Raw genomic sequence first — 25,655 nt, 5'->3', positions numbered from 1 at the left:
GCGTGGACCCCGTCGCCCGGCCGGCCCACGCCCCGGGTGCCGCAGCCCGCGCCGGGCGAGCGGCGCCGTCGGGCCGGGACACGCACTGCCCCTACTGCGCGCTGCAGTGCGGCATGACGCTCACGCCCGCACAGGACCCCGGGCCCGACGGCGGAGTCTCGCCCCGCGTGGTCGTCGTACCGCGCGAGTTCCCCACCAACAAGGGCGGGCTGTGCCAGAAGGGCTGGACCAGCGCGAGCCTGCTCACCGCGCACGACCGGCTCACGGTCCCACTCGTGCGCGACCGCACGGTCGATGCGGCGGGGGCGGTGACGCGCGGCGGGCTGCGGCCCGCGACGTGGGACGAGGCGCTCGGGCGGGTCACCCGCGGCATCACGGAGATCCAGGCTGCGTCGGGGCGCGACGCGGTCGCGGTCTTCGGCGGCGGGGGACTCACCAACGAGAAGGCGTACGCGCTGGGCAAGCTCGCACGGGCCGTGCTGCGCACCGCGAACATCGACTACAACGGGCGCTTCTGCATGGCGAGCGCGGCCGCCGGCGCCAACCGCGCGTTCGGTGCCGACCGCGGTCTGCCCTTCCCGCTCGCCGACCTCGCCGGGGCCGATGCCGTGCTGCTGCTCGGCTCGAACCCGGCCGAGACCATGCCGCCCTCGGTCCAGCACCTCGCGGGCGTGCGCGAGCGCGGCGGGCTCGTGGTCGTGGACCCGCGACGCTCGGCGACCGCCGCGCTCACCGGGCCGCGCGAGGGCCCGCCGCAGGGAATCCACCTGCAGCCCGTGCCGGGCACCGACCTCGTGGTGCTGCTCGCGCTCCTGCACGTCGTGTGGGCCGAGGGCCTCGCCGACACCGAGTACCTCGCGGCGCGGGCGTCCGGGGTCGAGGACGTGCGGCGAGCGGTCGCGGCCTGGTGGCCCGAGCGCGCCGAGACCGTGTGCGGTGTCCCTGCCGACGACCTCCGCCGCGTCGCTCGGCTGCTCGCTGCGGCCTCGCCCGCGCGCGGCGGGCGCGGGGCGTACGTCCTCACGGGCCGGGGCGTCGAGCAGTCGACCCAGGGGACCGCGACCGTCACCGCTGCGATCAACCTCGCGCTCGCGCTGGGCCTGCCCGGCCGGACCGGGTCCGGGTACGGCGCGATCACCGGGCAGGGCAACGGGCAGGGCGGGCGCGAGCACGGGCAGAAGGCCGACCAGCTCCCCGGCTACCGCAAGATCGACGACCCGGCCGCACGCGCCCACGTCGCTGCGGTGTGGGGCGTGCACCCGGACTCGCTGCCCGGGCCCGGCAGGCCGGCGGTCGAGCTGCTGCGATCGCTCGGGACACCGGGCGGCCCCCGGGCGCTGCTCGTGCACGGCTCGAACGTGCTGGTCAGCGCCCCGGACGCGACCCGCGTCACGGAGCGCCTCGACGCCCTCGACCTGCTCGTGGTGTGCGACCTGGTGCCGTCCGAGACAGCGCTGCGCGCCGACGTCGTGCTGCCCGTGACGCAGTGGGCCGAGGAGGAGGGGACCATGACGTCGCTCGAAGGACGCGTGATCCGCCGACGGCAGGTCGTGACGCCGCCGGGAGACGTCCGGTCCGAGCTGTGGGTCTTCGCCGAGCTCGCGCGACGCCTGGGCTCGACCGTGCCGTTCCCGCTCGACCCGGCCGAGGTCTTCGACGAGCTGGCCCGCGCCTCGGCGGGCGGCGTCGCGGACTACTCGGGGCTCAGCCACGCGAGGCTCGACGCCGACGAGGCCGCGGGCGGACCGGGCCTGTACTGGCCGGTGCCGGCGGAACCCGCTGGCTTGTCAGAACCAGCGAGTGCCATGGTCCACGCTGGTTCTGACAACCCGGTCGGGGGAGAGCCGCACCCCGGCACCCCGCGACTGTTCCTCGACCGCTTCCACACCCCCGACGGGCGTGCGCGCATGGTCGCGGTCGACCACGTCGGGCCCAGCGACGACCTGCGGCCCGACGCCCCGGTGTACCTCGTGACGGGCCGCGTCCTGCAGCACTACCAGTCGGGTGCGCAGACGCGCCGCGTCGCCGACCTCGAACGGATCGTGCCTGGTCCGTTCGTCGAGATGCACCCGGTCCTCGGGTTCCGCCTGGGCATCCGCGACGGCGACCCGGTGCGGCTCACGTCTGCCCGGGGCGACGTCCGGGCCCCCGCGCGGTGGAGCGACGACATCCGCACCGACACGGTGTTCATGCCCTTCCACTGGAGCGGCGCCGGGAGCGTCAACCGCATCACGACCGACGCGACAGACCCGATCTCCGGGATGCCCGAGTTCAAGGTCTGCGCGGTCGCGGTCGAGCCGGCCCCGGAGGAGGTGGTCGCATGACCCACGCCATCGAGGTGTCAGAACCAGCGTGGGCCAGGGGTCACGCTGGTTCTGACACCTCGTTCCGGGTCGTCGTCGTGGGTGACGGGATGGTCGGGTCGCGGTTCGTGGCCGACCTCCTGGCCGCGATCGACCCGGACCAGGAGCACCGCGCCCGTGCCCTGCACGTCACCGTGCTCGGCGACGAGGAGTACGAGCCGTACAACCGTGTCCTGCTGAGCGACGTCGTCGCGGGCCGGGCCGACATCGGTGCCCTGACCCTGCCCTCGGTCGACGACGGACGCGTCGAGGTCCACCGGGGAGCGCCCGCGATCGCGATCGACCGGGCCTCGCGCACCGTGCTCACGAGCGACGGCGCGTTCGGGTACGACGCGGTGGTGCTCGCGACCGGTTCGGCCGCGCGCATCCCGGACGTCCCGGGCCTGCGCTCGGGGCCCGGCGGCTCGCTGCCCGCCGGGGTGCACGCCCTGCGCACGCTCGACGACGCGCGCGAGATCGTCGCCGCGACCGCCAACGCGCGCCGCGCCGTCGTGATCGGTGCGGGGGTCCTCGGGCTCGAGGTCGCGTGCGGCCTGGCCCGGCGCGGTCTCGCGGTGACCGTGGCGCACGGCGGCGCGAGCCCCATGGACCGGCAGCTCGGCCCGGACGCGGGCCTCGCCGCGCTGCGCACGCTCACCGCGCTCGGGATCACGGTGCGCACCGGGACGCGCACGCGCGAGGTCGTGGTGCGCGGCGTCGGCGACGAGGGCGCGGTGGTCTCGGGCCTCGTCCTCGTGCCCGACGGTGGACGCCCGCCTCGTGCGACCGGCGCACCGGGGACCGGGATCACCGGGGGGCCCACCGCCCCGGACCCGGTCGCCCCGGCCGACGAGATCCCGGCCGACCTGCTCGTGCTCGCGTGCGGGACGGTGCCCGAGGCGACCCTCGCCCGGACCGCCGGACTGACGGTGGACCGGGGCGTCGTCGTCGGGCAGGGGCTGGTGAGCCCCGACGACCCGGACGTCTACGCGATCGGTGACTGCGCGCAGCCGCCCGAGGGTGGCACGGGCCTGATCGCACAGGGGTGGGAGCAGTCGCGGCGGCTCGCGGCACGGCTCGCCCTGCGGGTGTCGGACGTCTCGGAACCGGTGAGGGGGCCACGGCGCTCGGCCTCCGGCGCCACGGAGGCCGGGCCGGGCCCCCGAGTCCGGTTCGTCGACGAGGACCGACCCAGCATGGCGCTGCGGATCGCGCTCGACGTCGGGCGGAGCGCGTGGGATACGCCGGGTCGCGGCCCTCGCGAGACGAGGCCAGCGGGGGTCCACGGCGCCCAGGAACCCCCGTTGGCCGCAACTCGGGAAGACCCTCGCGGCGGTGGGGCGTCCACCACACCACCCACCGACGTCGTGCGGCTCAAGGCCGCGGGTCTCGACGTCGTCGCGATGGGAGTCTGCGGGTCGCAGCGCCCCCACGACCCCACCCACCGCACGCTGCGCCTGACCGACCCCGACGCGGGACGCCACGTCGAGGTCGTGGTCGCGGGCGGGGTCCTCGTCGGGGCGACCGTCGTCGGCGCCGCCCAGGTCGGCGCCGACCTCGCCGCGACCTACACGCGCCGGGTCCCCGTGCCCGCGGACCCGGCCCACCTCCTGCTGCGACCCGTCGCGCAGGCCGCCGCACCGGCGTCGGACCCCACACGCATGCCCGACCGGACCACGGTGTGCAGCTGCAACGGCGTGACCAAGGGCGACATCGTCGCGAGCTGGCGAGAAGGCGCCCGCAGCACCACGGACATCGCGCGCACGACGCGTGCGACGACCGGGTGCGGCGGGTGCAAGGACGTCGTGTGCGGGCTCGCCGACTGGCTGCGCCGCGCGGACCCGGAGCAGGACAGCCCCGCGCCCGCGCATCCCACGGCCCCCCAGCCCGCCGACCTGCCCCGCTGACAGGACTCCCGGGCGGCGCTCGCGGGTCGCCCGGGACGTTCTCACGGGCGGGCCCCGGCGGGCGTGAGAAGAACGTTACGGAGGGGCAAAGGGGAGGGTGCGGCACGGAAACGGGGCGTCCCTAGTGTCTGAGCAGCAGCCGCTTCCCGGACACCCGGACCGCACCCCCCAGGAGCCCCCGTGACCACACCATCGAGCTCTCCCCGCCACCTCGTGGTCGTCGGCGGCGGCATGGTCGCCCAGCGTCTCGTCGAGGCGTTGCGCGCCCGTGACACCGCCGGCGAGTGGCGGGTCACCGTCTTCGCCGAGGAACCCCGCTACCCGTACGACCGCGTCGCGCTCACCTCGTACTTCTCGGCGCGCGACCCCGAGGAGCTCGATCTCGGGGACCCTGCGCTGTGGGACGACCCGCTCGTGCGCCTGGTCCGCGACTGCCGCGTCGACTCGATCGACCGCGCGGCCCGCCAGGTCACCGACCGGCTGGGCCGGGTCCACGACTACGACGAGCTCGTGCTCGCGACGGGTTCGGACGCCGCGCGGCCGCCGATCCCGGGCAACGACCTGCCGGGCGTGTTCGTGTACCGCACGATCGACGACGTCGCGGCCCTGCGCGGGTGGGTCGAGGCCAAGCGGGCGGAACGCTCGGGGGCGTCGTACGACCGCCCGGTGCGCGGCGCCGTCATCGGTGGCGGGCTCCTGGGGCTCGAGGCCGCGGGAGCCCTCAAGGCGCTCGGCGCGCAGGCGACCGTCGTCCAGTTCGGGACGCACCTCATGGACGCGCAGGTCGACCTGGGCGGTGGGCAGGCGCTCGGTCGCCTCATCAACGACAGGGGCATCGCGGTGCGCGTGAGCACCGCGACCCAGCAGATGCGGCCCGCGCGCACCACGGGTCACGTGGGCCGCCTCGACTTCGCGGACGGCGGGCGGCTCGACGTCGACGTGGTCGTCCTGGCGACAGGCGTCCGGCCGCGCGACGAGCTGGCCCGGGCGGCCGGCCTGCCGGTCGGCGAGCGCGGGGGAGCGGTCGTCGACCTGTCGTGCCGGACGCCGGACCCGCACGTGTGGGCGGTCGGCGAGGTCGCGTGCATCGAGGGCCGGTGCCTGGGCCTCGTGGCCCCGGGCTACGCGATGGCCGAGGTCGTCGCGGACCGCCTGCTGGGCGGCGAGGCGACGTTCCCGGGCGCGGACACCGCGACCAGGCTCAAGCTGCGGGGCGTGGACGTCGCGAGCTTCGGCGACGCGTTCGCGCGCACCGAAGGCGCCATGGAGCTCGTCTGGGCGGACCCGGTCGCGGGCGTCTACAAGAAGCTCGTCCTGTCCGACGACGCACGGACCCTCCTGGGTGGTGTGTTCGTGGGCGACGCGTCGCCGTACGCGGCCCTGCGGCCCCTGCTGGGGCGCGAGCTGCCGGCCGACCCCGGCTCGTTCCTCCTGCCCGAGGGTGCCGCGGGCGGCGGTGCAGCAGGGATCGAGCTGCCCGACGACGCGACCGTCTGCTCGTGCAACAACGTCACGGCGGGCACCATCCGCTCGGCCGTGACCGAGCACGCGTGCACCGACGTCGCCGCGGTCAAGTCGTGCACCAGGGCCGGCACGAGCTGCGGCTCGTGCCTCCCGCTGGTCAAGAAAATCACGACGACCGAGCTCGAGAGGGCCGGCATCGAGGTCTCGAACGCGCTGTGCGAACACTTCGAGCTCTCGCGCGCGCAGCTCTTCGACGCGGTCCGCGTCGCGGACCTGCACACGTTCAGCGAGATCATCGCGCGGTTCGGCCGCGTCCCGGCGCCGGTCGCGGCCACGGCCCCCCAGATGCCCGACGGCGTCGCACCGGCCGCGCTCCCGGCCGCCGGCCCCGGCCGGGGGTGCGACATCTGCAAGCCGGTCGTGGCGTCGATCCTGGCGTCGTTGGGCAACGGTCACATCCTGTCGGGTGAGCAGGCCGCGCTCCAGGACACCAACGACCACGTCATGGCGAACATGCAGAAGGACGGCACGTACTCGGTGGTCCCGCGCATCCCGGGTGGAGAGATCACGCCCGAAGGGCTGCTCGTGATCGGGCAGGTCGCGAAGGACTTCGGGCTCTACACCAAGATCACGGGCGGTCAGCGGATCGACATGTTCGGGGCACGGATCGAGCAGCTCCCGCTGATCTGGCGCCGCCTGGTCGACGCGGGCATGGAGTCGGGGCAGGCGTACGGCAAGTCGCTGCGGACCGTGAAGTCGTGCGTCGGGTCGACGTGGTGCCGGTTCGGGGTGCAGGACTCGGTGGGCATGGCGGTGCGCCTCGAGCTGCGGTACCGCGGCTTGCGGTCGCCGCACAAGATCAAGCTCGGCGTCTCGGGCTGCGCGCGCGAGTGTGCCGAGGCGCGGGGCAAGGACGTCGGGGTCATCGCGACCGACAAGGGCTGGAACGTGTACGTGGGCGGCAACGGCGGCTTCACGCCCCGGCACGCGCGACTCCTCGCGGAGGACCTCGACGACGAGACGCTCATCAGGACGATCGACCGCTTCCTCCTGTACTACGTCCGCACCGCCGACCGGCTCCAGCGCACGTCGGTGTGGGTCGACGAGGTCGAGGGTGGGCTCGACGGGATCCGCGCGGTGATCCTCGACGACTCGCTGGGCATCGCGGCGGACCTCGACGCCGCGATGGCGCTGCACGTGGACACCTACGAGGACGAGTGGCGCGCGGTCCTGGAGGACCCCGAGAAGCTCAGACGGTTCGGGTCGTTCGTCAACGCGCCCACGACGGCGGACCCCGACCTCGCGTACGTGGCCGAGCGTGGGCAGCCGCGCCCGGCGACGACCGCGGAGCGAGCGGGCGCGGTGCTGGTCGCCGGGACGACGTTGGAGGTACGGGCATGAACGCGCAGATGACGGGGTTGACGGGGCCGACGGGGGCACCCGGTGGCGCGGGGCGGGTCGATCCCCACGGGCAGGCCGACCTGGTGTGGCAGCCCGTGTGCGGGGTCGCCGACCTCGCGGTCGAGCGCGGGGCCGCAGCACTCGTCGGCGGGAGGCAGGTCGCGCTCTTCCGACTGACCGACGACCGCGTGCTCGCGGTCCAGCAGCTCGACCCGTTCAGCGGCGCGAACGTCATGTCGCGCGGCATCGTCGGGACACGTCGCGGGGTGCCGACCGTCGCGTCCCCGATGTACAAGCAGGTCTTCGCGCTCGAGACGGGCGAGTGCCTCGATCCCGTCGGGTTCCTCCCGGTGCTCGCGGCAGGCCCGGACCTGGCGACGTGGCCGGTCGAGGTGCGTGACGGCGTCGTGAACCTCGCCGTGCCGACCGGCCCCACATTGGCTGATCCCACCCCGACCGGCCCCACCCCGTGACGCCCCCCTCGGTGCCGAGCATGCGGTCGTCGTCCGGATCGGACCAGGAACGGACGCCAACCGCATGCTCGGCGGACGCCAACCGCATGTTCGGCGCCGGCGGCACCGGGCCCGGCGGCTCGGTCGTGCTCGTGGGCGGCGGACCTGGTGCCGCCGACCTCCTCACGGTGCGCGCCTGGCGAGCGCTCGCGAGCGCCGACGTCGTCGTGACCGACCGCCTCGGGCCTACCGAGGTCCTCGCCGACCTGCCCGCGGGCGTCGAGATCATCGACGTCGGCAAGACCCCGGGCCACCACCCCGTCCCGCAGCACGAGATCAACGCGATCCTCGTCGAGCAGGCCCGCCGCGGGCGACGCGTGGTCCGGCTCAAGGGCGGCGACCCGTTCGTCTACGGGCGGGGCGGGGAGGAGGTCCTCGCGTGCCGGACCGCGGGCGTCCCGGTCGAGGTCGTGCCCGGCGTGAGCAGCGCGCTGTCCGTGCCGGCGCTCGCGGGCATCCCGCTCACGCACCGCGGGACGGTCGGCGCGTTCCTGGTCGTCAACGGTCACGAGCCCCTGGGCGTGGTCGCGCTGACCGCGGTGCGCGACCGCACGGCTACCCTGGTGATCCTCATGGGAGTGTCGATGCTGAGCGAGATCACGGACCAGGCGATCACCGCCGGGGCCGACGTCGCCACGCCCGTCGCCGTGGTCGAGTCCGGTTCCACGCAGCACCAGCGGGTCACGCGCGCCACGCTCGGGACGCTCGTCCGTCGTGCGGCCGAGGTCGGGATCCGCGCGCCCGCGGTCGTGGTCGTGGGCGACGTCGCGGCCGAGGGGCTGCTCGTCCCGGACGGATCGGCGCCGCTGCCTGCTCTGCCCGCCCTGTCCGTCCTCGTGCCGGAGCCCGCCCTGTGACGGGGCAGGCCACGGACGTCACCGATGTCGCGGACGAGCCCACCGGTGAGCGCCGGCCCGCGCTGGGCCAGGTCATGGCAGGCTGCACGGTCCTCGTCACGGCCGACCGCCGGTCGGCCGAGCTCGCCGCGGCGCTGTCCCGCCGGGGCGCCGAGGTGCGGCACGCGCCGGCCCTGAGCATGGTGCCCAACGAGGACGACGAGGCGCTGCTCGCGGGTACGCGGGACCTGATCGCGCACCCGCCGGACGTCGTGGTCGTGACCACGGGCATCGGGTTCCGGGGCTGGATCGAGGCCGCCGACGCGCACGGCCTGGCCGACGAGCTGCTGGACGTCATGGGCCGGGCCCGCCTGGTCGCGCGGGGCCCCAAGGCGCGCGGTGCGATCCAGGCCGCGGGCCTCCAGGCCGACTGGGTCGCCGAGTCCGAGACGTCGGGCGAGATCGCGGACGTGCTGCTCGGCGAGGGGGTCGACGGGTCGCGGATCGCGGTCCAGCACCACGGCGCCGGCGCGGACGGCCTCGACGTGGTCTTCGCGCAGGCGGGGGCCGACGTCGCGAGCCTCATCGTGTACCGCTGGGGGCCGCCGCCCGACGAGGCGGCGCTGCGCGCGTCGGTCCACGCTGCCGCGGCCGGGGAGATCGACGCGGTCGTCTTCACGTCGGCCCCCGGTGCCGAGGCCTGGCTCGCGGCCACCGAGTCCGAGGGGGTCGGGGACGCCGTCGTCGCGCGCTTCGCGAGCGGTGCCATGATCGCGGCGGCGGTCGGCCCCATCACGGCCCGCCCGCTCGCGCACCGCGGCATCCCGACGCTCCAGCCGGACCGCGGCCGCCTCGGCGCGCTGGTCCGCACGCTCGTCGGGCACTACGAGCACGCCGAGACCCTCGCGCTCGTGACCGTCGCGGGCAACCTGCAGATCCGCTCACGCGTCGCGGTGCTCGACGGCCGCGTCCTGCCGCTCTCGCCGTCGGGCCTCGAGGTCCTGCGGCTGCTGGCCGCGCGCGCGGGCGACCGGGCGGGGGACGTCGTGACGCGGGACCAGGTCCTCGCGGCCCTGCCCGGCGACTCGCGCGACCCGCACGCCGCCGAGGTCGCGGTCGCCAGGTTGCGTGAGGCGGTCGGCGACCGCACCCTCGTCAAGACCGTCGTCAAACGTGGCTATCGACTGGAGCTGGCATGAGCACGGAGATCCTGGGGTTCCCCTCCGACGCGACCGAGGGGAGCGTGCCGTCCGGCGCCGGCGCCGTCGCGGGCAGCGGCGCGGGCGGTGGTGGCCCTGTGCTCGTGGGTTGTTCGCACGGCACCGACAACCCGGACGGCCAGGCCGCGATCCGCGCGATCCTCGACGACGTCCGTGCGACCCGCCCCGACCTCGACGTGCGCGAGGCGTTCGTCGACGTCCAGCAGCCGGAGGTTGCCGACGTCGTCACGCAGTCCGTCGCACCGCCCGCCACGGGCGAGGGTCGGGGCGCGGCAGCCGTGGTCGTCCCCCTGCTGCTGTCCACGGGCTTCCACGTGAACGTCGACATCACCGAGGCCGTCTCGCCCACGCACGAGGGCCGCGGACCCCAGCACGGAGCGGCGGCCGCAGCCCGCGCGCTCGGCCCCGACCCGCGCCTCGCCGAGATCCTCGCCGACCGCCTGGCCGAGGCCGGTGTCCGTCCGCACGACTCGGTGGTCCTGGCCGCTGCCGGGTCGAGCAAGGCGGGCGCCGCACGCGACGTCGAGGCCGTTGCCGAGCTCCTGCGTGCGCGCCACGACGGCCCCGTCACGGTCGGGTTCGGCGCCATGGCCACCCCGACGGTGCGCGACGCCGTCGCGGCGGCGCGCGAGGCGCTCGCCACGAGCGCAGCCACGGGCGAGGTGGCCACCGCGGACGGCGAACCCACCGGTGAGACCCACGCGACGCCGTCGGGCAGCGACGAGCGCGGGACGGGCGCACCCGCTCCGCGCGTCGTCGTCGCCGCCTACCTGCTCGCCCCCGGCTTCTTCCACGACCGGCTGCTCCAGACCGGCGCCGACCTCGTCACGGCCCCGCTCGCACCCGACGCGCGCCTGACGGCCATCGTGCTCGACCGCTACGCCGAGGGCGTCGAGGCGCTCGCGAGCCGCTGACACGAGGGATTCAGGCCGGGACCCGGGTACGCGGCGAGACGAACGCCGCGAGCAGCGCGATCGCGACCATGGCCCCGAAGCACACGACGTACGCCCCGAGCCCCAGCGGCTCGCGCAGCACCACGAGCATCGATCCCGCCACGGCGAGCGCGATGGCCGCGGACAGGGCGTCGGACACCTGGAGCGCCGAGCTGTTCGCGCCCTGCTGGTCCTCGGGGGACAGCGCGAGCGTGAGCACCGAGAGCGTCGGGTGGACCAGGCCCATGCCCAGGCCCGCGAACGTCCAGGCGAGCATGCCGACGATCGGCGGCACCGCGGACCAGGCGAGCAGCACCGTGCCGGAGATCCCGCCGGCGACGAACAGCGACCCGACGAGCACGAACCGTGCGTGCGACCAGCCCCAGTGCGCCTTGCCGCGCAACCATGCGCCCACCGACCAGCCGATCGCCCCGAACGTGAGGATGCCACCGGCCAGGGTCGGGGACAGGGCACGCTCGGACTGGAGGAGCAGGGGGAGCAGGACCTCGGTCCCGGTGAAGGCCGCCGCGACGAGGCCGCGGATCGCGATGACCGACGGGAGGCCGCGGGCGGCGCGCGCGGTGCCGCGCGGGAGCAGGCGCGGGACGGCGACGACGACGAGCGCGAGCGCCACGACCAGCGGGACGTACAGCCGCGCTCCCTCCTGCTGCCCGGCGAAGTGCAGCAGCCCGATCCCCACCGCGGCGGCCACGGCCCACCACAGGGCCGCGTTCCCGGTCGCGTCGGGGGTGGCCTCGCGGCGGTCCCGTTCGACGGCCCGCAGGCCTGGGCGCATCATGAGCACGGCCGGGACGGCGAGCACGGGCACGGCGAGGAAGACCCAGCGCCATCCGAGGTGCTGGACCATGAGTCCCGAGATCACGGGCCCGACGAGCGAGGGCACGACCCACGCCGCGGCGAACGCCGCGAACACCGCGGGCCGTCGTGCCTCGGGGAAGACGCGGTCGGCGAGCTCGCGCGGCGCAGCGGCGTCGCGGTGTCGGCCCTGCACTTCTACGAACGCGAAGGTCTGCTCACGGCCCGCCGCACGCCCGGCAACCAGCGCCGCTACCCCCGCGAGACCTTGCGCCGCGTCTCGTTCATCCGCGTCTCGCAGCGCGTCGGGATCCCGCTCGCGCTGGTCCGCGAGGCCCTCGCGACGCTCCCGCAGAACCGGACCCCGACCGCCAAGGACTGGCGGCGGCTGTCCCGGATGTGGCACGCGGACCTCGACGCCCGGATCGAACAGCTCGTGCGCCTGCGCGACCACCTCACCGACTGCATCGGCTGCGGGTGCCTCTCCCTGCGCAAGTGCGTCCTGGCCAACCCGCACGACGTGCTCGCGGAGGAGGGCCCCGGTCCGCGCACCTGGCTCGTCGAAGGCCTCGACGACTGAGGGCTCGTGCAAGGCTGTCAGAACCGACGTGCCCGGGGACCACGCTCCTTCTGACACACCCGGCCACGGGGGTGCGAGGGCGCGAGCCCTCACCAGTTCTTCGAGGACCCGCCGCCGTCGCCCGAGCCGCCGGCCGGGTCCTCGCCACCGAAGTACTCCTGGTACTCCTGCCGGCTCTGGTCCTCGTCGTCACGGGCCTCGGAGTTCTGCTGCTGGAGCCTCTCCTGCCGCTCGGCCTCGGCCCGCTCCTGCTCGCTCTGGTCGGTCCGGTCCGTCTCAGGTGGCACCTCCTCGCCCTGCGCACCGCCCTGAGGGTCTTGCGGGGCCTGCGGCTGCGCGTCCTTCGCCCGCTGCTGCTTGTCCTGCAGACGCTGGACGGACGCCTCGTTCTGCTCCTTCTCCTCGGGCGGCTGCTCCTCGCAGCCCGGCCAGCCGCGGACCTGCTCGGCCGTCGCGAAGGACCGCTCGGCGAACGAGAACCACTGCGTGGCCTCGTCCTGGAGGTCCTGGGGGGCGAGCTCCTCGCCCGTGCCGTAAGGGTCGATCACGTACTGGTCGTAGTCCTCGCCCGCCGCCCGTGCCGCGAGCGCCTGCTCGAGCGCGGCCTTCTGCGCCAGGAGGTCCTCACCCGTGCTCGTCTCGTGGTCGCCCGAGGTCTCGTAGGAGATCGACAGGTTGACCTGGACCTGGCAGCGGACCATCGGCTGCTCGCCCTCGGCGAGGTCGTAGGCGCGGTGCAGGTCGGCGATCGCCGCGGTGTCGTCGCCCGCGCTGTGGGCCGCGGTACCGGTGTTGAACCACGCCTTCCACGGGTCGACGAGGTTCATCGTCTTCTGGAGCCCGAAGCTCGCCGCGGCATCCGTGTAGTCACCTGCGTCGTAGCGCCCGGACGCGGAGGACGCGACCACCGGGAGGGAGACCAGCTTGGCACCGAGCACGAGCACAGCGACCAGCAGGGGGAGAGGCAGGAGGAGCAGCAGCGCCCGACGACGCAGCCGCCTCGTGCGCAACGCCGCACCCTGGGGGGAGAGCACGCCGGCCCGGGGCGCCGGGAACGGCGTCCCTCCGTGCGTCGCTCGCCGGTCGCCGGTGGCGCCAGGGCTGCCCCACGAGGGCGGGGGCTGAGGAGGCTGGGGAGGCAGGCCGTCGCCGCTCATGCGCTCACCCCCACCCGACGCGAGGCCGACCTGCCCGCGGCCCACGCCTCGAACCCGAGCAGCACGGCGCCCACGAGCGCGAACGGCCACACGACCGGACGGTAGGCCGTGACGAGGCGCCTGCCGTCCGCCGCGACCTGCTGAGGGTCGACGCCCGCGACGAGCTCCGCCGTCGGACCCGTGGTCTCGCGGTGCACGTACGGCACCCCCAGCTGGCCGGCGATCGCCCGCAGGTTGTCCTCGTCGATCACCGACAGCGCGTCGGGCGAGTCGGGGTCGTCGAGGGTCGCGCCCGACGGGTCCCGCAGGTACTCGGCCGTCGCCGGGTCCTCGCCCGGCATGTACTCCTTCATGCGCCCGCCCTCCGGGGTGCCGTAGCCGAGGACGGCGCCGCCGTCGACGAAAGGTGCGAGGTCCTCGAACGAGCGGGGCTCGCCGTCCGCCGTCTGCTCGCCGTCGGACAGGAAGAACACCAGGCGGACGTTGGCCGGGCGGTCCGTCGCGGCCCCCTCGAGGGCGGTACGCAGCGCGTCGAGCGGCCGGTCGGTGAGGGACCCCTTGGAGTAGAGGGTGATCTCGCGCTTGAACGTGTCGGCCCAGGACGTGACGGCCCGGGCGTCCGTCGTGAGGGGGACCTGGCGGCTGGCCTGGGAGTCGAACGAGATGATCGAGTAGCGGGCCCCCGGGATGTCGGCCGTGAGGCTCGCGACGTCGTGCCGGACGCCCACGAGGCGCTCGTTCGCGCCGTCGAAGTCCTCGGCCGCCATGGAACCCGTGCGGTCGACCACGAAGAACATGTCGACGTTCGCGACCGACGTGTCGCGGTCCGTCACGGGGACCGACGGCCCGAGCCCGACCACGGCGAGGACCGCGACCAGCGCGGTGCGCCGGACCCACGCGCCGCGCGGCCCGGCGGGCGTGCCCCGCCCGGCGGCGCGGCGCGACGGGCCGCGGAGCGCGACGACGAGCTGCCACCCGGCGAGACCGAGCAGCGGGACGAACACGACGACCCACGCCCACAGGGGGATCAACGGCTGGAAGGTCATTCGCGCAACCTCCAGGCGACGACGACGAGCAGTGCGGCACCGGCGGTCGCCACGAGGAACCAGGCCGTGGGCAGGTCCGTCACGACGACCTCGGGGCTCGCGTCGAGCTCGACGGCCTGCTGCGCGACCACGTCCTCGACCATGCCCTCGACGGCCTGCGGGTCGCCCGCGAGGAAGTACAGCCCGCCGCCTCCCTCGACGACCTCGCGGTACCGCGTCTCCTCGGGGGTGCCCGCGTAGAGGTCGGAACCGCCGTAGATGCCGTGCAGCGTGATGTCGCGCGACGCCACGAGCGCCGAGGCCTCCTCGAGGGTGTAGATGGGTTCGCCCGCGACGTAGTTGTCGGTCGCGAGGATGATCGAGCGCGACCGGTCGGTCGCCCCCTCGTCGAACTGCAGCGCGCAGTTCGCGAGCCCGTCGCCGATCAGGCTCGCCGCGGACTCGTTCGCGAGGGTCCCCGCGGTGTACGTGAGGAACTCCAGGATGTCCTTCTCGTCGCGCGCACTGCTGAAGTCGAGCGTACTGGGGTCCTTGTCGAACGCCGCGACGCCCGCCGCGAGCTCCTCCTGGACCAGGGTGTAGTCGTCCGTCAGCGGGAACACGGTGCGCGACGTCGAGTTGAAGATCGACAGCGCGATGCGCTCGCCCTCGAAGTTGTCCACCAGCTCCGAGTAGACCTTCAGGATCTCTCCGTCGTACGCCGTCATGGACCCCGACACGTCGAGGCACAGGACGATGTCCCGGGTCCCCAGCCGGTCCACGACCAGGTCCGTCTCGACCGGCCGGGCAGCCACCGCGCCGACACCGACCAGCGCGACGAGCAGCCCCACGAGCCCCGCGACCTGGAGCGCCCGGTAGCGGCGCACCCACGCCGCGAAGGCCGGGACCTGCGCGAGGTACGACGAGTTCGCGACCCACGTGACGTCGTCGGGCCGCGCCTTCTCCGCCCGCGCCCGACGCCGGCGCGCGAGCCACCACCCCGTCGCACCCGCGGCCAGGACGAGGACCACGACCGCGGCCAGCAGCCACGGCCACAGGATCGAGGCGCCCTGCGGACCCGGCGTCACCACGTCCTCACCACCGAACGGGCGCGGTCGATCGACTCCCTGCCCGTGGGCGTGCCGGCCAGGTCCCGCCCGGTCGGCGGCGCGTGCTCCCACGCCTCGTCCTCCGCGAACGACGGGTGGTAGTACCGGGCGATCAGGCGGGTCAGGTGCTGCGTGCCCGTCATGTGCTCGATCTCCGAGAGGGTCAGCACCGACGCGTCGACGCCCAGGCGACCCGACGCGAACCCGCGGACCTCCTTGGACAACGCCAGGTGCAGACCGCGCTCGTCGAGCCCGCCCGCGAGATACGTCGCCTCGACCGCGTCGAGGCGCGACGCGAACTCGACGCGCAGCCCCGCGAACGGGTCGTGGAGCCCCGGGGCCGCCCAGGGCGGCGCGAACCGTGAAGCCTTCTCCTGGGCCGACGCGCGCGTGGACGCCAGCGCGAACACGACCCAGCCCACGACCAGCAGCACGAGGACCACCCCGAGGGCCGCCCACCAGCCGCTGTACAGCGCGGGGGCGTACAGCTCATCGTCGGGCACGCTTCGCCCTCCCCAGCAGCTCGACGAAGCGCGGCACGACGTCGTGCGTCCCGGTCACGCTCACGGCCTCCGTCTCGAGCGAACGCAGCAGGGCCACGACCGACTCGCGCCGGGACTGCGCGGCCTGCGCCGCACCCGCTGCGACGTCCGCCCGACCACGCAGGAACGGCGGCAGGTCGAGCGTGCCGTCGACGTCGGCGACCTGCGTCGCCCGCCGGGAGGCCCGGCCCGTCGGACCGGCCGCGATCGCGTGGTCCGCACCCGCCGGCACGAGGCCGCCCGCGACGGGCGACAGGTCCGCGACCGCGACGACCATGACCTCGTGGCGCACGCGCAGACGCCGCAGCAGGCGCTCGTGCTCCGGACCAGGGCGGGCCTCGTCGGTCACGACGACCATGAGCGACCGGCGCCGGAAGGCGTTGAGCGCCCGGTCGAGCGCGCGGTTCAGGTCGCTCGCGGGCGCGTCGACGCCCAGCTGCCCCTCGACCGTGCGGAGCAGGAGCTCGAGGTCCCGCGTGCTCGCCCGAGGAGGAAGCTGGACCACGCGCTCCGCATCCGCCGCGACGAGCGCGACCCGGTCGCCACGGTCACGCGCGAGGTACGCCACGAGCGCGCAGCAGAAGCTCACGACGTCGGCCTTGGGCTCCCCGCTCGCCGCCGTCGCCCCCATGTTGCGGCCCGTGTCCACGACCAGGACGAGGTTCACGTTGGACTCGCGCACGAACCGGCGCACCACGGGGATGCCCGCGCGAGCGCTCGACTTCCAGTCGATGTCGCCCACGTCCTCGCCCGGCGCGTACAGGTGGAGGTCGTCGAAGTCCTGCCCGTGCCCCTTGAGGATCGAACGGTGCCGCCCCTCGAGCAGCCCCGAGGCCCGCCGGGCCAGCGGGAGCTCGAGCCTGGCCCGCACCTGGGCCAGTCGCGACACGTCTGTCATGGGGAGCCCTACGGGGTCGGGACCGCGTCGAACACGGCGTCGATGAGCTGCTCGGGCGCGACGTCGGTCGCGAGCGCGTCGAACGTACGGACCAGGCGGTGACGCAGGACCGAGTAACGGACCGCCTTGATGTCGTCCGGGACGACGTACGCACGACCCGCCTGGATCGCGAGCGCCTGACCCACGCGCATGAGCGCGATCCCACCACGCGGGCTCGCGCCGACCCGCACGTGCCGGTCGAGGCCCGGCACCGGCCGCGGACCCGACAGACGCGTCGTGTTGATGAGATCGACGATGTACCGCTTGATCGACTCGTCCACGTACACGTCGTCGACCAGGCGCTGGAGGAAGACCACGTCGTCGATGCTGATCGGCTCGGCCGTGAGAGGCGCCGACATGCGGCCCGTCGAGATGCGGTCGAGGATCTCGAGCTCCTGCTGCGGGGCCGGGTACGTCAGCACCTCCTTCATGAGGAAGCGGTCCATCTGGGCCTCGGGCAGCACGTACGTGCCCTCCTCCTCGATGGGGTTCTGCGTCGCCAGGACCATGAACGGCGACGGCAGCGGGAAGTTCTCGCCGCCGATCGACGTCTGCTTCTCCTGCATCGCCTCGAGCATCGCCGACTGCGTCTTGGCGCTCGACCGGTTGATCTCGTCGAGCAGGACGAGGTTCGCGTGCACGGGCCCGAGCTGCGTCGTGAAGGACCCGGTCGCGTAGTTGTAGATCTGCGTACCCACGATGTCGTTCGGCATGAGGTCCGGCGTGCACTGGATACGGCGGAACGACCCGTCGATCGCCGCGGCCAGCGTCTGCGCGGCCGTGGTCTTGGCGAGACCCGGGACGGACTCCAGCAGGATGTGGCCCCCCGCGAGGAGCGAGCTGACCAGGGCCGTGCGCAGGGCCTCCTGCCCGACGACGCGCTCGTCGAACACCTGCTCGACGCGCTTGAGCAGGTGACCCGCACGGTCCAGGTCCGTCGTGGAGATGCTGCCGTGACCTGTGGCCATGGTGAGGTCCTTCGCGTGTGCTCGGGGGAGGAGTGACGAGGCCCGGCCCGGGAGCGGGACGCCGTGCGAACCCGGCCCAGTATGCCAGCGGGTGCCTCGCGCCGCGGCGCCTCGTCCACCGGCGAGGCACGGGGAGAGGTCCCCGCCGGGAGGCCCCGGGGCGCCTCGACGGCCCGGTCCCCGGAGTCCGCGGCCCGACGGGAATACCGCGATCACCCGCATGCCGCCTACCCTGGTCGGGTGACCGCCACCGCCCCCCGCAGCACCTCAGGAACCGCGCCCGACCGGGCCGCGCAGTCCCCCGGTCGAGGCGTCGCCGACGCACCCCGCAACCCCTGGTGGCTCGTGCTCTCCGGGCCTGCGGCCGTGGTCGTCGCGATCCTCTCGGTGGTCGCCGCGGGAGCCTTCTCCGGGGCGTTCCAGCCCCTCGCAGGGTTCGCCGACCCCGGTGCCGTCGCACGCTGGGGGCTGCCGATCTCGACCACGCTGACCGAGCTCGCGATCGCCCTGACCATCGGGTCCCTCGTCCTCGCGGCCTGCGTGCTGCCCGCCGGGCCACCGCTGCGCAAGGCACTCGGGGTCGCAGGAGCCGCCTCGGCCGTGTGGGCCGTGCTCACCGTCGTCCAGATGATCCTGCGCTACTCGGTCCTGTCGAGCATGCCCGTCACGAGCGTCGGGTTCGGCGAACAGCTCGCGGCGTTCGTCACGCAGATCTCGCTCGGCCGCAGCCTCCTGGGCGTCATCGTCGTCGCGGCGCTGACCTCGGCGTGCGCGTTCGCGGTCCGCACCGCGACCGGCGCACTGTGGACGGCGCTGCTCGCGTTCTCGGCCCTCGCGTTCCAGGCCAACACCGGCCACACCGCCGGCGCCGCGAGCCACGAGCTCGCCATCTCCTCGATGTTCCTCCACCTCGGCGGAGCGGCCCTGTGGATCGGCGGGCTCGGGGTCCTCGCGATCGTCCGGCTGCGCGGCGGGCTCGACCGCACCGCCTTCGCGTCCTCGGTCTCGCGCTATTCCTCGATCGCGGGCTGGTCCTTCGTCGCGGTCGCCGTCTCCGGCGTCGCCAACGCCTGGATCCGGCTCGGCGGCCTCGCCGGGCTCAACACCGACTACGGCGTGCTCATCCTCACCAAGATCGGCCTCATCGTCGTGCTCGGCGCCATCGGGTTCGCACACCGCGAGCTCGTCGTGCGACGGCTCCAGGTCGTCGGTGGCCCCGCCCGCGGACCGCGCACGACCGGCACGTCCGGCACGTCCGACCGTGCCGTCGCCGCGGGCGAGCCGGGGACGGCGGGAGGCTCCGCCGTCGGGCAGACGAACGGGAAGGGCGGACCGCAGGCCGCCGCAGAGAAGGCCGCGACGTGGCTGTTCTGGCGGCTCGTCGCGGTCGAGCTCCTCGTCATGGGCGCGGTGTCCGGCGTGGCCGTCGCGCTCGGGTCGACGGCACCTCCCGTGCCCGACGAGCCGATCGCGCTCCCGACCCCGGCCGAGCTCGTGACCGGTCACCCGCTGCCCCCCGAGCCCGACCTCGGACGCTGGTTCTCCGAGTGGCGCTGGGACCTGCTGCCCGCGTTCGCGTGCGTCGCGGCCCTCGTCGTCTACCTGCGCTGGGTCCGGCGCCTCGCGAAGCGCGGCGACAGGTGGCCCCTGGGCCGGACCGTCTCGTGGTGCGCCGGGATCGTCGTCCTGTTCTGGGTGACCAACGGCGGGCCCGCGGTGTACGGCCACGTGCTGTTCAGCGCGCACATGGTCCAGCACATGGTGCTCGCGATGGTCGTGCCCATCTTCCTCGTGCTGGCCGCGCCCGTGACCCTGCTGCTGCGGGCCGTGCCCGTGCGCAAGGACGGTTCGCGCGGGCCGCGCGAGTGGGTCCTCGCGCTCGTGACCTCGAAGTGGGGGCAGTTCTTCGCCAACCCGATCGTCGCGGCGATCAACTTCGCCGGGTCGATGATCGTCTTCTACTACACGCCCGCGTTCGAGCTCGCGATGACGACGTACGTCGGGCACCTCGCGATGCTCCTGCACTTCACGCTCGCCGGGTACCTGTTCGCGAACGCGCTCGTCGGGATCGACCCCGGTCCCCACCGGCCCGGGTGGCCGCAGCGGCTCCTGCTCCTGCTCGTCACGATGGCGTTCCACGCGTTCTTCGGGGTGTCGCTCACGACCGGCACGGCGCTGCTCGTGCCCGAGTGGTTCGGGCTCATGGGCCACGACTGGGGGATCAGCGCGATCGAGGACCAGCAGCGCGGCGGCGGCGTCGCGTGGGGGATCGGCGAGCTGCCGACGCTGTCGCTCGCGATCGTCGTCGCGGTCATGTGGGCACGGTCCGACGAGAAGGACGCCAAGCGCCGCGACCGCCGCGTCGACCAGGTCGGCGACGTCGAGATGGACGAGTACAACAAGATGCTCGCGAAGATGGCGGACCAGGACAAGGACTGAGCTGTGCTCACGGGTGCCCGGTGCCGGGGTACCCGGGTGCCCGGTGCCGAACATGCGGTTGTCGCCCGGATCGGGCGGATTTTCGACGCCAACCGCATGCTCGGCAGACGCCAACCGCATGCTCGGCGGCGGACCGAGCCGTCCACAGTCGTGGTCCCAGATCCGTCCTCCACAGGTCCGGGCCAGGCCGCCCACGCACGTCGTGCCGATCCGCTGGAGTGGGCCGATGCCTCGTCGACCCGTGCCGCCCGCTCTGCTCGTCCACGCCGTCGACCAGGCGGGCCTGGTCGACATCCATCAGGCCCGTGCCTCAGGACTCACGGACGGCCAGGTCCGAGGGCTCGTCGCCCGTGGCGAGTGGCTTCGGATCGCCCGTGGGGTCTACGACACGTCCGGCGTGCCGGTCCGCGAGCAGCCGTTCGGTGCCCGACGGCGCCGCGCGGCCTGGGCGGCGCTGCTCGCGTTCGGGCCGGGCGCGGTCGCCGTCGGTGCATGTGCCCTGGCGCTGCACGGGATCGAGGGGCTGCCGGTCGCCATCCGTCCTGAGGCCGCACTCCCCAGGGGGGTGAACCGGGTCGACCGAGAGGGCGTCAGACTGCGCCAGTTCGACGACGGGATGACGACGACCCGGGTCGGGGCGCGGCGTCTCGCGACGGTCGACTGGGCGCTGGCCCAGGCGGTCCCCGAGCTTCCGCGTGCGAACGCGCTCGCCGTCCTCGACTCGGCGCTGCACCGTGGTGCGATCGGCCCACGGGGCCTCGAGGTCGCGCACGACATGTCCCGGGGGCGGCGCGGGGTCGCCCGTACACATGACCTGTGGACGGTGGCCGACGGGCGGGCGGAGTCGCCGCTCGAGTCGTTCGGCAGGCTCGACTGCCTCGACGAGGGGGTTCCGCCGACGACCCTCCAGCTGCCGATCGAGCACCCCGACGGTCTGGCGCCTCTGCGGACGGACATGGCGTGGCGCCGGGCGGACGGGCGCTGGCTCGTGGCGGAGATGGACGGCCACGAGCTGCATGGCGAGCCGAGAGCCGTGTATGCCGACCGGCACCGGCAGAACCTCATCGTCGGCACCGGGCAGGTCGACGTCCTGCGGTTCACGTCTCGTGACCTGCCGGGAGTGGGGCGCACGGTCCGGGCGGTGCTGGGCCGTTGATCGTTCGGTGCCGAACATGCGGCTGGCGTTGGCCGAACATGCGGTTGGCGTCCGGAATCACACGAATTCGGACGCCAACCGCATGCTCGGCACCGACGGGTGGGGCCTCAGACCGCGATCCTTGCCCTCGCCCAGGACGAGAAGCGGTCCACCACCCACACCAGCACGAGGACCATGAGGATGTAGGTCAGCATCTCGTCGAACCGGAACAGCTTGATCGACTTGTTGATGAGGAACCCGATCCCGCCGGCCCCCACGAGCCCGAGCACGAGCGAGGAGCGCACGTTGACGTCGAACCGGTAGAGCAGCAGGCCCAGGAACTGCGGCACGACCGCGGGCAGCACGGCGTGCGTGACGACCTGGGTGCGGCCTGCACCGTTGGTGCGCAGCGCGTCGGCGGGCCCGGGGTCGATCTCCTCCATGGCCTCGGCCCACAGCTTGCCCATGACGCCCGTGTTGTGGACGACGAGCGCGAGCACCCCCGCGAACGGTCCGAGCCCGACGGCGGTCACGAAGATCAGGGCGAACACGACGTCGGGCACCGCGCGGAAGAACGACAGGATCGCGCGCGACCCCTGGTACCAGAACGACCCCGGCGTGCTGCCGCGTGCGGCGAGCACCGCGAGCAGCAGCGAGAGCGGGATGGACAGCGTGGTCCCGAGCAGCCCGATCCACAGCGTCACGAGCGTGGCCTGGAGCCCGGGAGCCACGACGGTCGACCAGTCGAGGTCGGGCGGGAACGCCTCGCCGACGAACCGGGCCATGCCCTCCCAGCCGCCCACGAGCGCGCTGATCGAGAAGCCCGTGCCCTGCCAGGCGAGGACGTGCAGTCCCAGCAGCACCGCACCCGCGGTGACCCAGGTCGTGACCTGCCGGCCCGAGCGGTGCGCCGTCGGCACGACGACGTGCGCGAGCCTCTCGGGCGACGGCCCCTCGGCCCGGGCGGGCGAGCCGCCGCGCGAGGAGCGCGGCGAGCGGGGCGAGCGGGTGGGGGCGGTGGCGGTCATGCGGGGATCCTCGTTCCGACGGTCGTCCGGGCAACGGCCGCGGAAGCGGTCTCGGCCGCGTACAGGTGCTCGACGGCGTCGCGCGTGACCGCGTCCGGCGCACCGTTGAGGCGCTCGCGGCCCGCGACCATCCCGACGAGGCGGTCGGCGTGCTCACGCGCGAGCTCGGGGTCGTGGAGGACGGCGACGACCGCGAGCCCCTCGTCGTGCGCGAGGGTCGCGAGCAGCTCCATGACCTGGGTCGAGGCCGCCGGGTCGAGCGCCGACGTGGGCTCGTCGGCCAGCAGGACGCTCGCCCGCTGGCACAGGGCGCGCGCGACGGCCACGCGCTGCTGCTGCCCGCCCGAGAGCTGACCGACGCGGTCGAGCGCACGGTCGGCGAGGCCGACCCGGTCGAGGCAGAGCATGGCCTCGGCGCGCAGGTCGTGGGGGAACAGCGACCCCACGAGGGACCGGCTCAGCGGCAGCCGCCCGAGCGCCCCGGCACACACGTTGTCGAGCACGCTGCGTCGTCGCACGAGGTTGACCTGCTGGAAGATCATCGCGACCCGACGCCTGGCCTCGTGCTGCTCCGCCGCCGAGGTCCGGTGGTGGGGGAGGACCTGCTCGCCGTCGACCCACACCTCGCCCGCCGCCACGGGCGCGAGCCCGATCACGGACCTGAGCGTCGTCGACTTGCCGCAGCCGTTGGCGCCGAGGATCGCGACGAGCTCGCCCGCCGCGACGTCGAGGTCCATGCCGTCGACCGCGCTGCGCAGCACGGCGTCGCCGGCCTCGGAGCGCGTGCTGAACTGGACCCGCAGGTCGCGGACGTGCAGACCGGGCGAGCGGACGCCGTCGGGCAGGTGCAGCACGCCCTCGGCCGCGCCGGGACCGGACGGGCCGCCCGGCCCGCCGGGCAGCCCCGGCGAGCCCGGCGCGAGCGCGCCGTGGTGTGAAGCCATCTGGAACAACTCCTTGCTGGAGCGGGACGCGAGCCCGCGGGGGACAGGACGGTCGGGATCGCTGCCGACCGGACGGGACGTACAGGGCGGTCGCCGGGCCTGGGCGACCCGGCGACCACCCCGCGCACGTCCGTGAGGGTCAGACGTCGTCGGCGGTCAGCTTCAGCGTCTTCGCGAGGTCGAACAGCGGCTGGTACGTGTCGACGTCGACCTCGACGAGCGGGCCCGCCGGGTCGACGTCGAGGAACGCGCCGATGGCCTCGACGTCGGCCGTGTCGAGCGTGAGGAGGGCCTCGCGCACGGCGTCCTTGAACTCCTGGCTCTGCGACCCGGCGACCGTGATGGGGTCGTTCGGGACGGGGTCGGACTCCCACACCTGGCGGAACGCCGAGGAGTCGAACGTGCCCTCGCGCTCGGCGGTCGCGAGCGTCTGGGAGTTGATCTGCGCGGCGTCGACCTGACCGTTGGTCAGCGCGAGCAGCGCCTCGGGGTGGCCGCCCGCGTACGTGATCTCGACGTCCGTCTCGGCGAGACCCGCGTCGAGGATCGCGAAGCGCGGCAGGGCGTCGCCCGACGTCGAGCCGGTCGAGCCGAGCGCGAGCGAGTGGCCCGGCAGGTCCTCGATGCTCTGGACCGGGGAGTCGGCGGGGACCCAGATCCCGGCCGTGTAGCTCGAGAGCGAGCCGTCGGCCAGGCCGAACGAGGCAAGGGGCTCCGCGTCGGCACGCTCGCTCGCGAACACGAACCCGAGCGGGCCGAACTGCGCGAGCTCGAGCTTGCCGTTCTCCATGGCGAGGACCTCGGCCGAGTAGTCCTCGACGATCGTCAGGTCGACCGGGCAGTCGAGCTTCTCCGACAGGGCGTCGGCGAGATGCTGGTAGGCGGGCTCGAGCTTGGCGGGGTCCTCGTAGGGCTCGATACCGAAGCGGATCACGCCGTTCGGGCACGTCGCGGACTCGGCGCCGTCGGCGCTGGTCCCCGCGTCGGCCGTGCCGGTCGAGCAGGCGCTGAGTGCGCCGAGGAGCAGTGCGGCGGCGAGGACCGAGGTGGCCTGGCCGGTGCGGCTGCGGTGCATGTCTTCTCCTGGGGTGGGGGTTTCGCGAGAGAGGGTCGTCTGTCAGAGGAAGCTGTCGAGCACGCGCGGGGCGAGCCCGAGCGCGGTGGTCATGCCGATGCCGGACGTGACCGACACCGTGCGCACGCCCGGCACGGGCGTGACGTCGAGGAACGGTGCGGGCGCGGAGGCGTAGACGCCCTGCCAGCGCTCGCGGACCGTGAGGGGGCCCGTGCCGAAGAGCCGTGCGGCCTCGGTGAGCAGGAGCTCGTCGAGGGCCTCGGGGTGGAACGGCCCGGGCGTGGTCGCGTAGGCGTGCGTGTCGCCGAGCGTGAGCGTCCCGTCGGGGCGCTGGGTGACCATGAGGTTCACCGCGGCGTCGATCAGGGCGGGGTGCTGGGCCCGCAGGCGCTCGCGGACGGCGGCGACCGCGGGGGAGTGGCGGAAGCCGTCGTAGCGCAGCAGCGAGGTGCCGGTGAAGATCGCGGGGTCGATCTCGCGGGGGCCGCTGCCTGCGCCCGCGGGGGCGTCGACGCGCAGCATCTGCAGCGTGCACCGCTGGACGCCCGCGGCGGCGGCGGCGTCGGGGAAGAACCGGTCCACGTCGTGCCCGACGGCGAGGATCACCTTGGTCGCGACGACGTCACCCCGGGAGGTGCGCACGAGGGTCACGCCGCTGCCGGCCTCGAAGCCCTGGACGGTCGTGGACCAGGCGAGGTGGGCGCCGCGCTGCTCGGCGTACCAGCGGGCGATCGCGGGGACCGCCTCGCGGGGGTCGACGCGGATGTCCTGGGACAGGTACGCACCGCCGACGACCTCGGCGGGGTCGCCCGGGACGCGGTCGAGGACCTGGTCGCGGTCGAGCAGCCGGACGTGCCCGTCGCGGCCGTGGGCGAAGTCCTCGAGGACCTGCCGCTCGTCGTCGGCGCGGGCCACGACGACGGTCCCGGACTCGCGCAGCCAGAAGTCGGCCTCCTTGGCGAGCTGGATCCAGCGCTCGCGGGCCGCGAAGGCGTAGGTGAGGGCCGTGCCGTCCTGCGCGGTGAAGCAGCCGTGCCCGAAGTTGCGGACCGAGGCGCCGACGGCGCGGTCGTCGCGCTCGACCACGAGGACGGACAGTCCTCGCCCGACGGCGTCGACGGCGTGCGCGAGGCCGACGATCCCGGCGCCGACGACCACGAGGTCGACGCGGGCGGGGAGGTCGGTCCCTGCGGACGGGGTGCGCGTGCCGGTGGGGCCGGCCGGGAGTCTGGGGGCGCGGCCGGACGGGTCCGGGCGTCGAGGTGCTGTGCTGCTCACGACACGGA

General features: G+C 74.3%; 21 protein-coding genes. 10 read left to right on the top strand and 11 right to left on the bottom strand.

Features of this window, described 5'->3' with window-relative positions; translation table 11 throughout:
* Window positions 1–2 precede the first annotated feature (2 nt).
* The 7 genes from IE95_RS0103785 to IE95_RS0103755 all read left to right on the top strand — a co-directional run bounded on the left by IE95_RS0103785 (window position 3) and on the right by IE95_RS0103755 (window position 10,596).
* Window positions 3–2,324: a molybdopterin oxidoreductase family protein gene (locus IE95_RS0103785; RefSeq protein WP_169741401.1), complete on the top strand. Its 2,322-nt coding sequence runs from the start codon at window positions 3–5 to the stop codon at window positions 2,322–2,324.
* Window positions 2,321–4,249: an FAD-dependent oxidoreductase gene (locus IE95_RS0103780; protein ID WP_084689783.1), complete on the top strand. Its 1,929-nt coding sequence runs from the start codon at window positions 2,321–2,323 to the stop codon at window positions 4,247–4,249. The genes IE95_RS0103785 and IE95_RS0103780 overlap by 4 nt, the downstream gene beginning before the upstream one ends.
* Window positions 4,250–4,480: 231 nt before the next feature.
* Window positions 4,481–7,114 carry an FAD-dependent oxidoreductase gene (locus IE95_RS0103775; RefSeq protein WP_051702728.1) on the top strand — a complete coding sequence of 878 codons (2,634 nt, stop codon included), beginning with the start codon at window positions 4,481–4,483 and terminating at the stop codon, window positions 7,112–7,114.
* Window positions 7,111–7,587: a nitrite reductase small subunit NirD gene (gene nirD, locus IE95_RS0103770; protein WP_240666329.1), complete on the top strand. Its 477-nt coding sequence runs from the start codon at window positions 7,111–7,113 to the stop codon at window positions 7,585–7,587. Before IE95_RS0103775 ends, nirD begins: the two co-directional genes overlap by 4 nt.
* Window positions 7,588–7,673: 86 nt before the next feature.
* Complete coding sequence (cobA, locus tag IE95_RS0103765) at window positions 7,674–8,483, top strand: uroporphyrinogen-III C-methyltransferase (RefSeq protein ID WP_051702684.1); 810 nt, start codon at window positions 7,674–7,676, stop codon at window positions 8,481–8,483.
* 74 nt (window positions 8,484–8,557) lie between these two features.
* Window positions 8,558–9,661 (top strand): uroporphyrinogen-III synthase, encoded by a 1,104-nt coding sequence (locus IE95_RS0103760; protein ID WP_030150295.1) that lies wholly within the window; start codon window positions 8,558–8,560, stop codon window positions 9,659–9,661.
* The gene (locus tag IE95_RS0103755) at window positions 9,658–10,596 is read left to right on the top strand and encodes a sirohydrochlorin chelatase (RefSeq protein WP_084689781.1); all 939 of its coding nucleotides are present in this window, start codon (window positions 9,658–9,660) and stop codon (window positions 10,594–10,596) included. Before IE95_RS0103760 ends, IE95_RS0103755 begins: the two co-directional genes overlap by 4 nt.
* Before the next feature lie 10 nt (window positions 10,597–10,606).
* Here IE95_RS0103755 and IE95_RS0103750 read toward each other — a convergent pair whose 3' ends face one another.
* A complete protein-coding gene (locus IE95_RS0103750; RefSeq protein ID WP_051702683.1) occupies window positions 10,607–11,626 on the bottom strand; it encodes an MFS transporter in 1,020 nt (339 codons plus the stop codon).
* Between IE95_RS0103750 and soxR the strand changes: the two genes are divergently transcribed.
* Window positions 11,612–12,010: a redox-sensitive transcriptional activator SoxR gene (gene soxR / locus IE95_RS0103745; RefSeq protein ID WP_051702682.1), complete on the top strand. Its 399-nt coding sequence runs from the start codon at window positions 11,612–11,614 to the stop codon at window positions 12,008–12,010. The two genes, IE95_RS0103750 and soxR, sit on opposite strands and share 15 nt — an antisense overlap.
* An 89-nt stretch (window positions 12,011–12,099) precedes the next feature.
* Here soxR and IE95_RS0103740 read toward each other — a convergent pair whose 3' ends face one another.
* From IE95_RS0103740 to IE95_RS0103715, 6 genes are all read right to left on the bottom strand, one after another.
* Complete coding sequence (locus IE95_RS0103740) at window positions 12,100–13,020, bottom strand: hypothetical protein (protein ID WP_129429550.1); 921 nt, start codon at window positions 13,018–13,020, stop codon at window positions 12,100–12,102.
* A 143-nt stretch (window positions 13,021–13,163) separates the two neighbouring features.
* Window positions 13,164–14,213, bottom strand: a complete 1,050-nt coding sequence (locus IE95_RS0103735; RefSeq protein WP_051702681.1) for a vWA domain-containing protein — start codon at window positions 14,211–14,213, stop codon at window positions 13,164–13,166.
* Window positions 14,210–15,283 (bottom strand): vWA domain-containing protein, encoded by a 1,074-nt coding sequence (locus IE95_RS0103730; protein WP_051702680.1) that lies wholly within the window; start codon window positions 15,281–15,283, stop codon window positions 14,210–14,212. Before IE95_RS0103730 ends, IE95_RS0103735 begins: the two co-directional genes overlap by 4 nt.
* Complete coding sequence (locus IE95_RS0103725) at window positions 15,277–15,804, bottom strand: hypothetical protein (protein ID WP_030150289.1); 528 nt, start codon at window positions 15,802–15,804, stop codon at window positions 15,277–15,279. The genes IE95_RS0103730 and IE95_RS0103725 overlap by 7 nt, the downstream gene beginning before the upstream one ends.
* Window positions 15,791–16,741 (bottom strand): DUF58 domain-containing protein, encoded by a 951-nt coding sequence (locus IE95_RS0103720; RefSeq protein WP_030150288.1) that lies wholly within the window; start codon window positions 16,739–16,741, stop codon window positions 15,791–15,793. Before IE95_RS0103720 ends, IE95_RS0103725 begins: the two co-directional genes overlap by 14 nt.
* Before the next feature lie 8 nt (window positions 16,742–16,749).
* Complete coding sequence (locus tag IE95_RS0103715; RefSeq protein WP_030150287.1) at window positions 16,750–17,748, bottom strand: AAA family ATPase; 999 nt, start codon at window positions 17,746–17,748, stop codon at window positions 16,750–16,752.
* Between the two features lie 240 nt (window positions 17,749–17,988).
* Between IE95_RS0103715 and IE95_RS0103710 the strand changes: the two genes are divergently transcribed.
* Both IE95_RS0103710 and IE95_RS0103705 read left to right on the top strand, forming a co-directional pair.
* The gene (locus IE95_RS0103710) at window positions 17,989–20,187 is read left to right on the top strand and encodes a bifunctional copper resistance protein CopD/cytochrome c oxidase assembly protein (RefSeq protein WP_030150286.1); all 2,199 of its coding nucleotides are present in this window, start codon (window positions 17,989–17,991) and stop codon (window positions 20,185–20,187) included.
* 226 nt (window positions 20,188–20,413) lie between these two features.
* Window positions 20,414–21,343: a type IV toxin-antitoxin system AbiEi family antitoxin domain-containing protein gene (locus tag IE95_RS0103705; protein WP_129429548.1), complete on the top strand. Its 930-nt coding sequence runs from the start codon at window positions 20,414–20,416 to the stop codon at window positions 21,341–21,343.
* A gap of 107 nt (window positions 21,344–21,450) precedes the next feature.
* Here IE95_RS0103705 and phnE read toward each other — a convergent pair whose 3' ends face one another.
* The 4 genes from phnE to IE95_RS0103685 form a co-directional block, all read right to left on the bottom strand.
* Entirely contained in the window at window positions 21,451–22,350 is a 900-nt protein-coding gene (phnE, locus tag IE95_RS0103700) for a phosphonate ABC transporter, permease protein PhnE (protein WP_084689779.1), read from the bottom strand.
* Window positions 22,347–23,294 (bottom strand): phosphonate ABC transporter ATP-binding protein, encoded by a 948-nt coding sequence (locus IE95_RS0103695; RefSeq protein ID WP_084689778.1) that lies wholly within the window; start codon window positions 23,292–23,294, stop codon window positions 22,347–22,349. Before IE95_RS0103695 ends, phnE begins: the two co-directional genes overlap by 4 nt.
* Window positions 23,295–23,433: 139 nt before the next feature.
* Window positions 23,434–24,369, bottom strand: a complete 936-nt coding sequence (locus IE95_RS0103690) for a phosphate/phosphite/phosphonate ABC transporter substrate-binding protein (protein WP_030150282.1) — start codon at window positions 24,367–24,369, stop codon at window positions 23,434–23,436.
* 42 nt (window positions 24,370–24,411) lie between these two features.
* Entirely contained in the window at window positions 24,412–25,647 is a 1,236-nt protein-coding gene (locus IE95_RS0103685; protein WP_206053339.1) for a TIGR03364 family FAD-dependent oxidoreductase, read from the bottom strand.
* Between the last annotated feature and the right edge of the window lie 8 nt (window positions 25,648–25,655).

It is taken from the genome of Oerskovia turbata (assembly GCF_000718325.1).
In the GTDB taxonomy this organism is placed as follows: Bacteria; Actinomycetota; Actinomycetes; order Actinomycetales; family Cellulomonadaceae; genus Oerskovia; species Oerskovia turbata.
Note: the sequence above shows the minus strand (reverse complement) of the source record. Positions and strands in the feature narration are given on the sequence as shown.

Excerpts from the sequence above, each read along its gene's own strand:
- IE95_RS0103780 (WP_084689783.1), top strand. The coding sequence starts at position 2,321 with ATGACCCACGCCATCGAGGTGTCAGAACCAGCGTGGGCCAGGGGTCAC.
- IE95_RS0103775 (WP_051702728.1), top strand. The coding sequence starts at position 4,481 with ATGGTCGCCCAGCGTCTCGTCGAGGCGTTGCGCGCCCGTGACACCGCC.
- nirD (WP_240666329.1), top strand. The coding sequence starts at position 7,111 with ATGAACGCGCAGATGACGGGGTTGACGGGGCCGACGGGGGCACCCGGT.
- cobA (WP_051702684.1), top strand. The coding sequence starts at position 7,674 with ATGTTCGGCGCCGGCGGCACCGGGCCCGGCGGCTCGGTCGTGCTCGTG.
- IE95_RS0103760 (WP_030150295.1), top strand. The coding sequence starts at position 8,558 with ATGGCAGGCTGCACGGTCCTCGTCACGGCCGACCGCCGGTCGGCCGAG.
- IE95_RS0103755 (WP_084689781.1), top strand. The coding sequence starts at position 9,658 with ATGAGCACGGAGATCCTGGGGTTCCCCTCCGACGCGACCGAGGGGAGC.
- IE95_RS0103735 (WP_051702681.1), bottom strand. The coding sequence starts at position 14,213 with ATGACCTTCCAGCCGTTGATCCCCCTGTGGGCGTGGGTCGTCGTGTTC.
- IE95_RS0103720 (WP_030150288.1), bottom strand. The coding sequence starts at position 16,741 with ATGACAGACGTGTCGCGACTGGCCCAGGTGCGGGCCAGGCTCGAGCTC.
- IE95_RS0103715 (WP_030150287.1), bottom strand. The coding sequence starts at position 17,748 with ATGGCCACAGGTCACGGCAGCATCTCCACGACGGACCTGGACCGTGCG.
- IE95_RS0103705 (WP_129429548.1), top strand. The coding sequence starts at position 20,414 with ATGCCTCGTCGACCCGTGCCGCCCGCTCTGCTCGTCCACGCCGTCGAC.
- phnE (WP_084689779.1), bottom strand. The coding sequence starts at position 22,350 with ATGACCGCCACCGCCCCCACCCGCTCGCCCCGCTCGCCGCGCTCCTCG.
- IE95_RS0103695 (WP_084689778.1), bottom strand. The coding sequence starts at position 23,294 with ATGGCTTCACACCACGGCGCGCTCGCGCCGGGCTCGCCGGGGCTGCCC.
- IE95_RS0103690 (WP_030150282.1), bottom strand. The coding sequence starts at position 24,369 with ATGCACCGCAGCCGCACCGGCCAGGCCACCTCGGTCCTCGCCGCCGCA.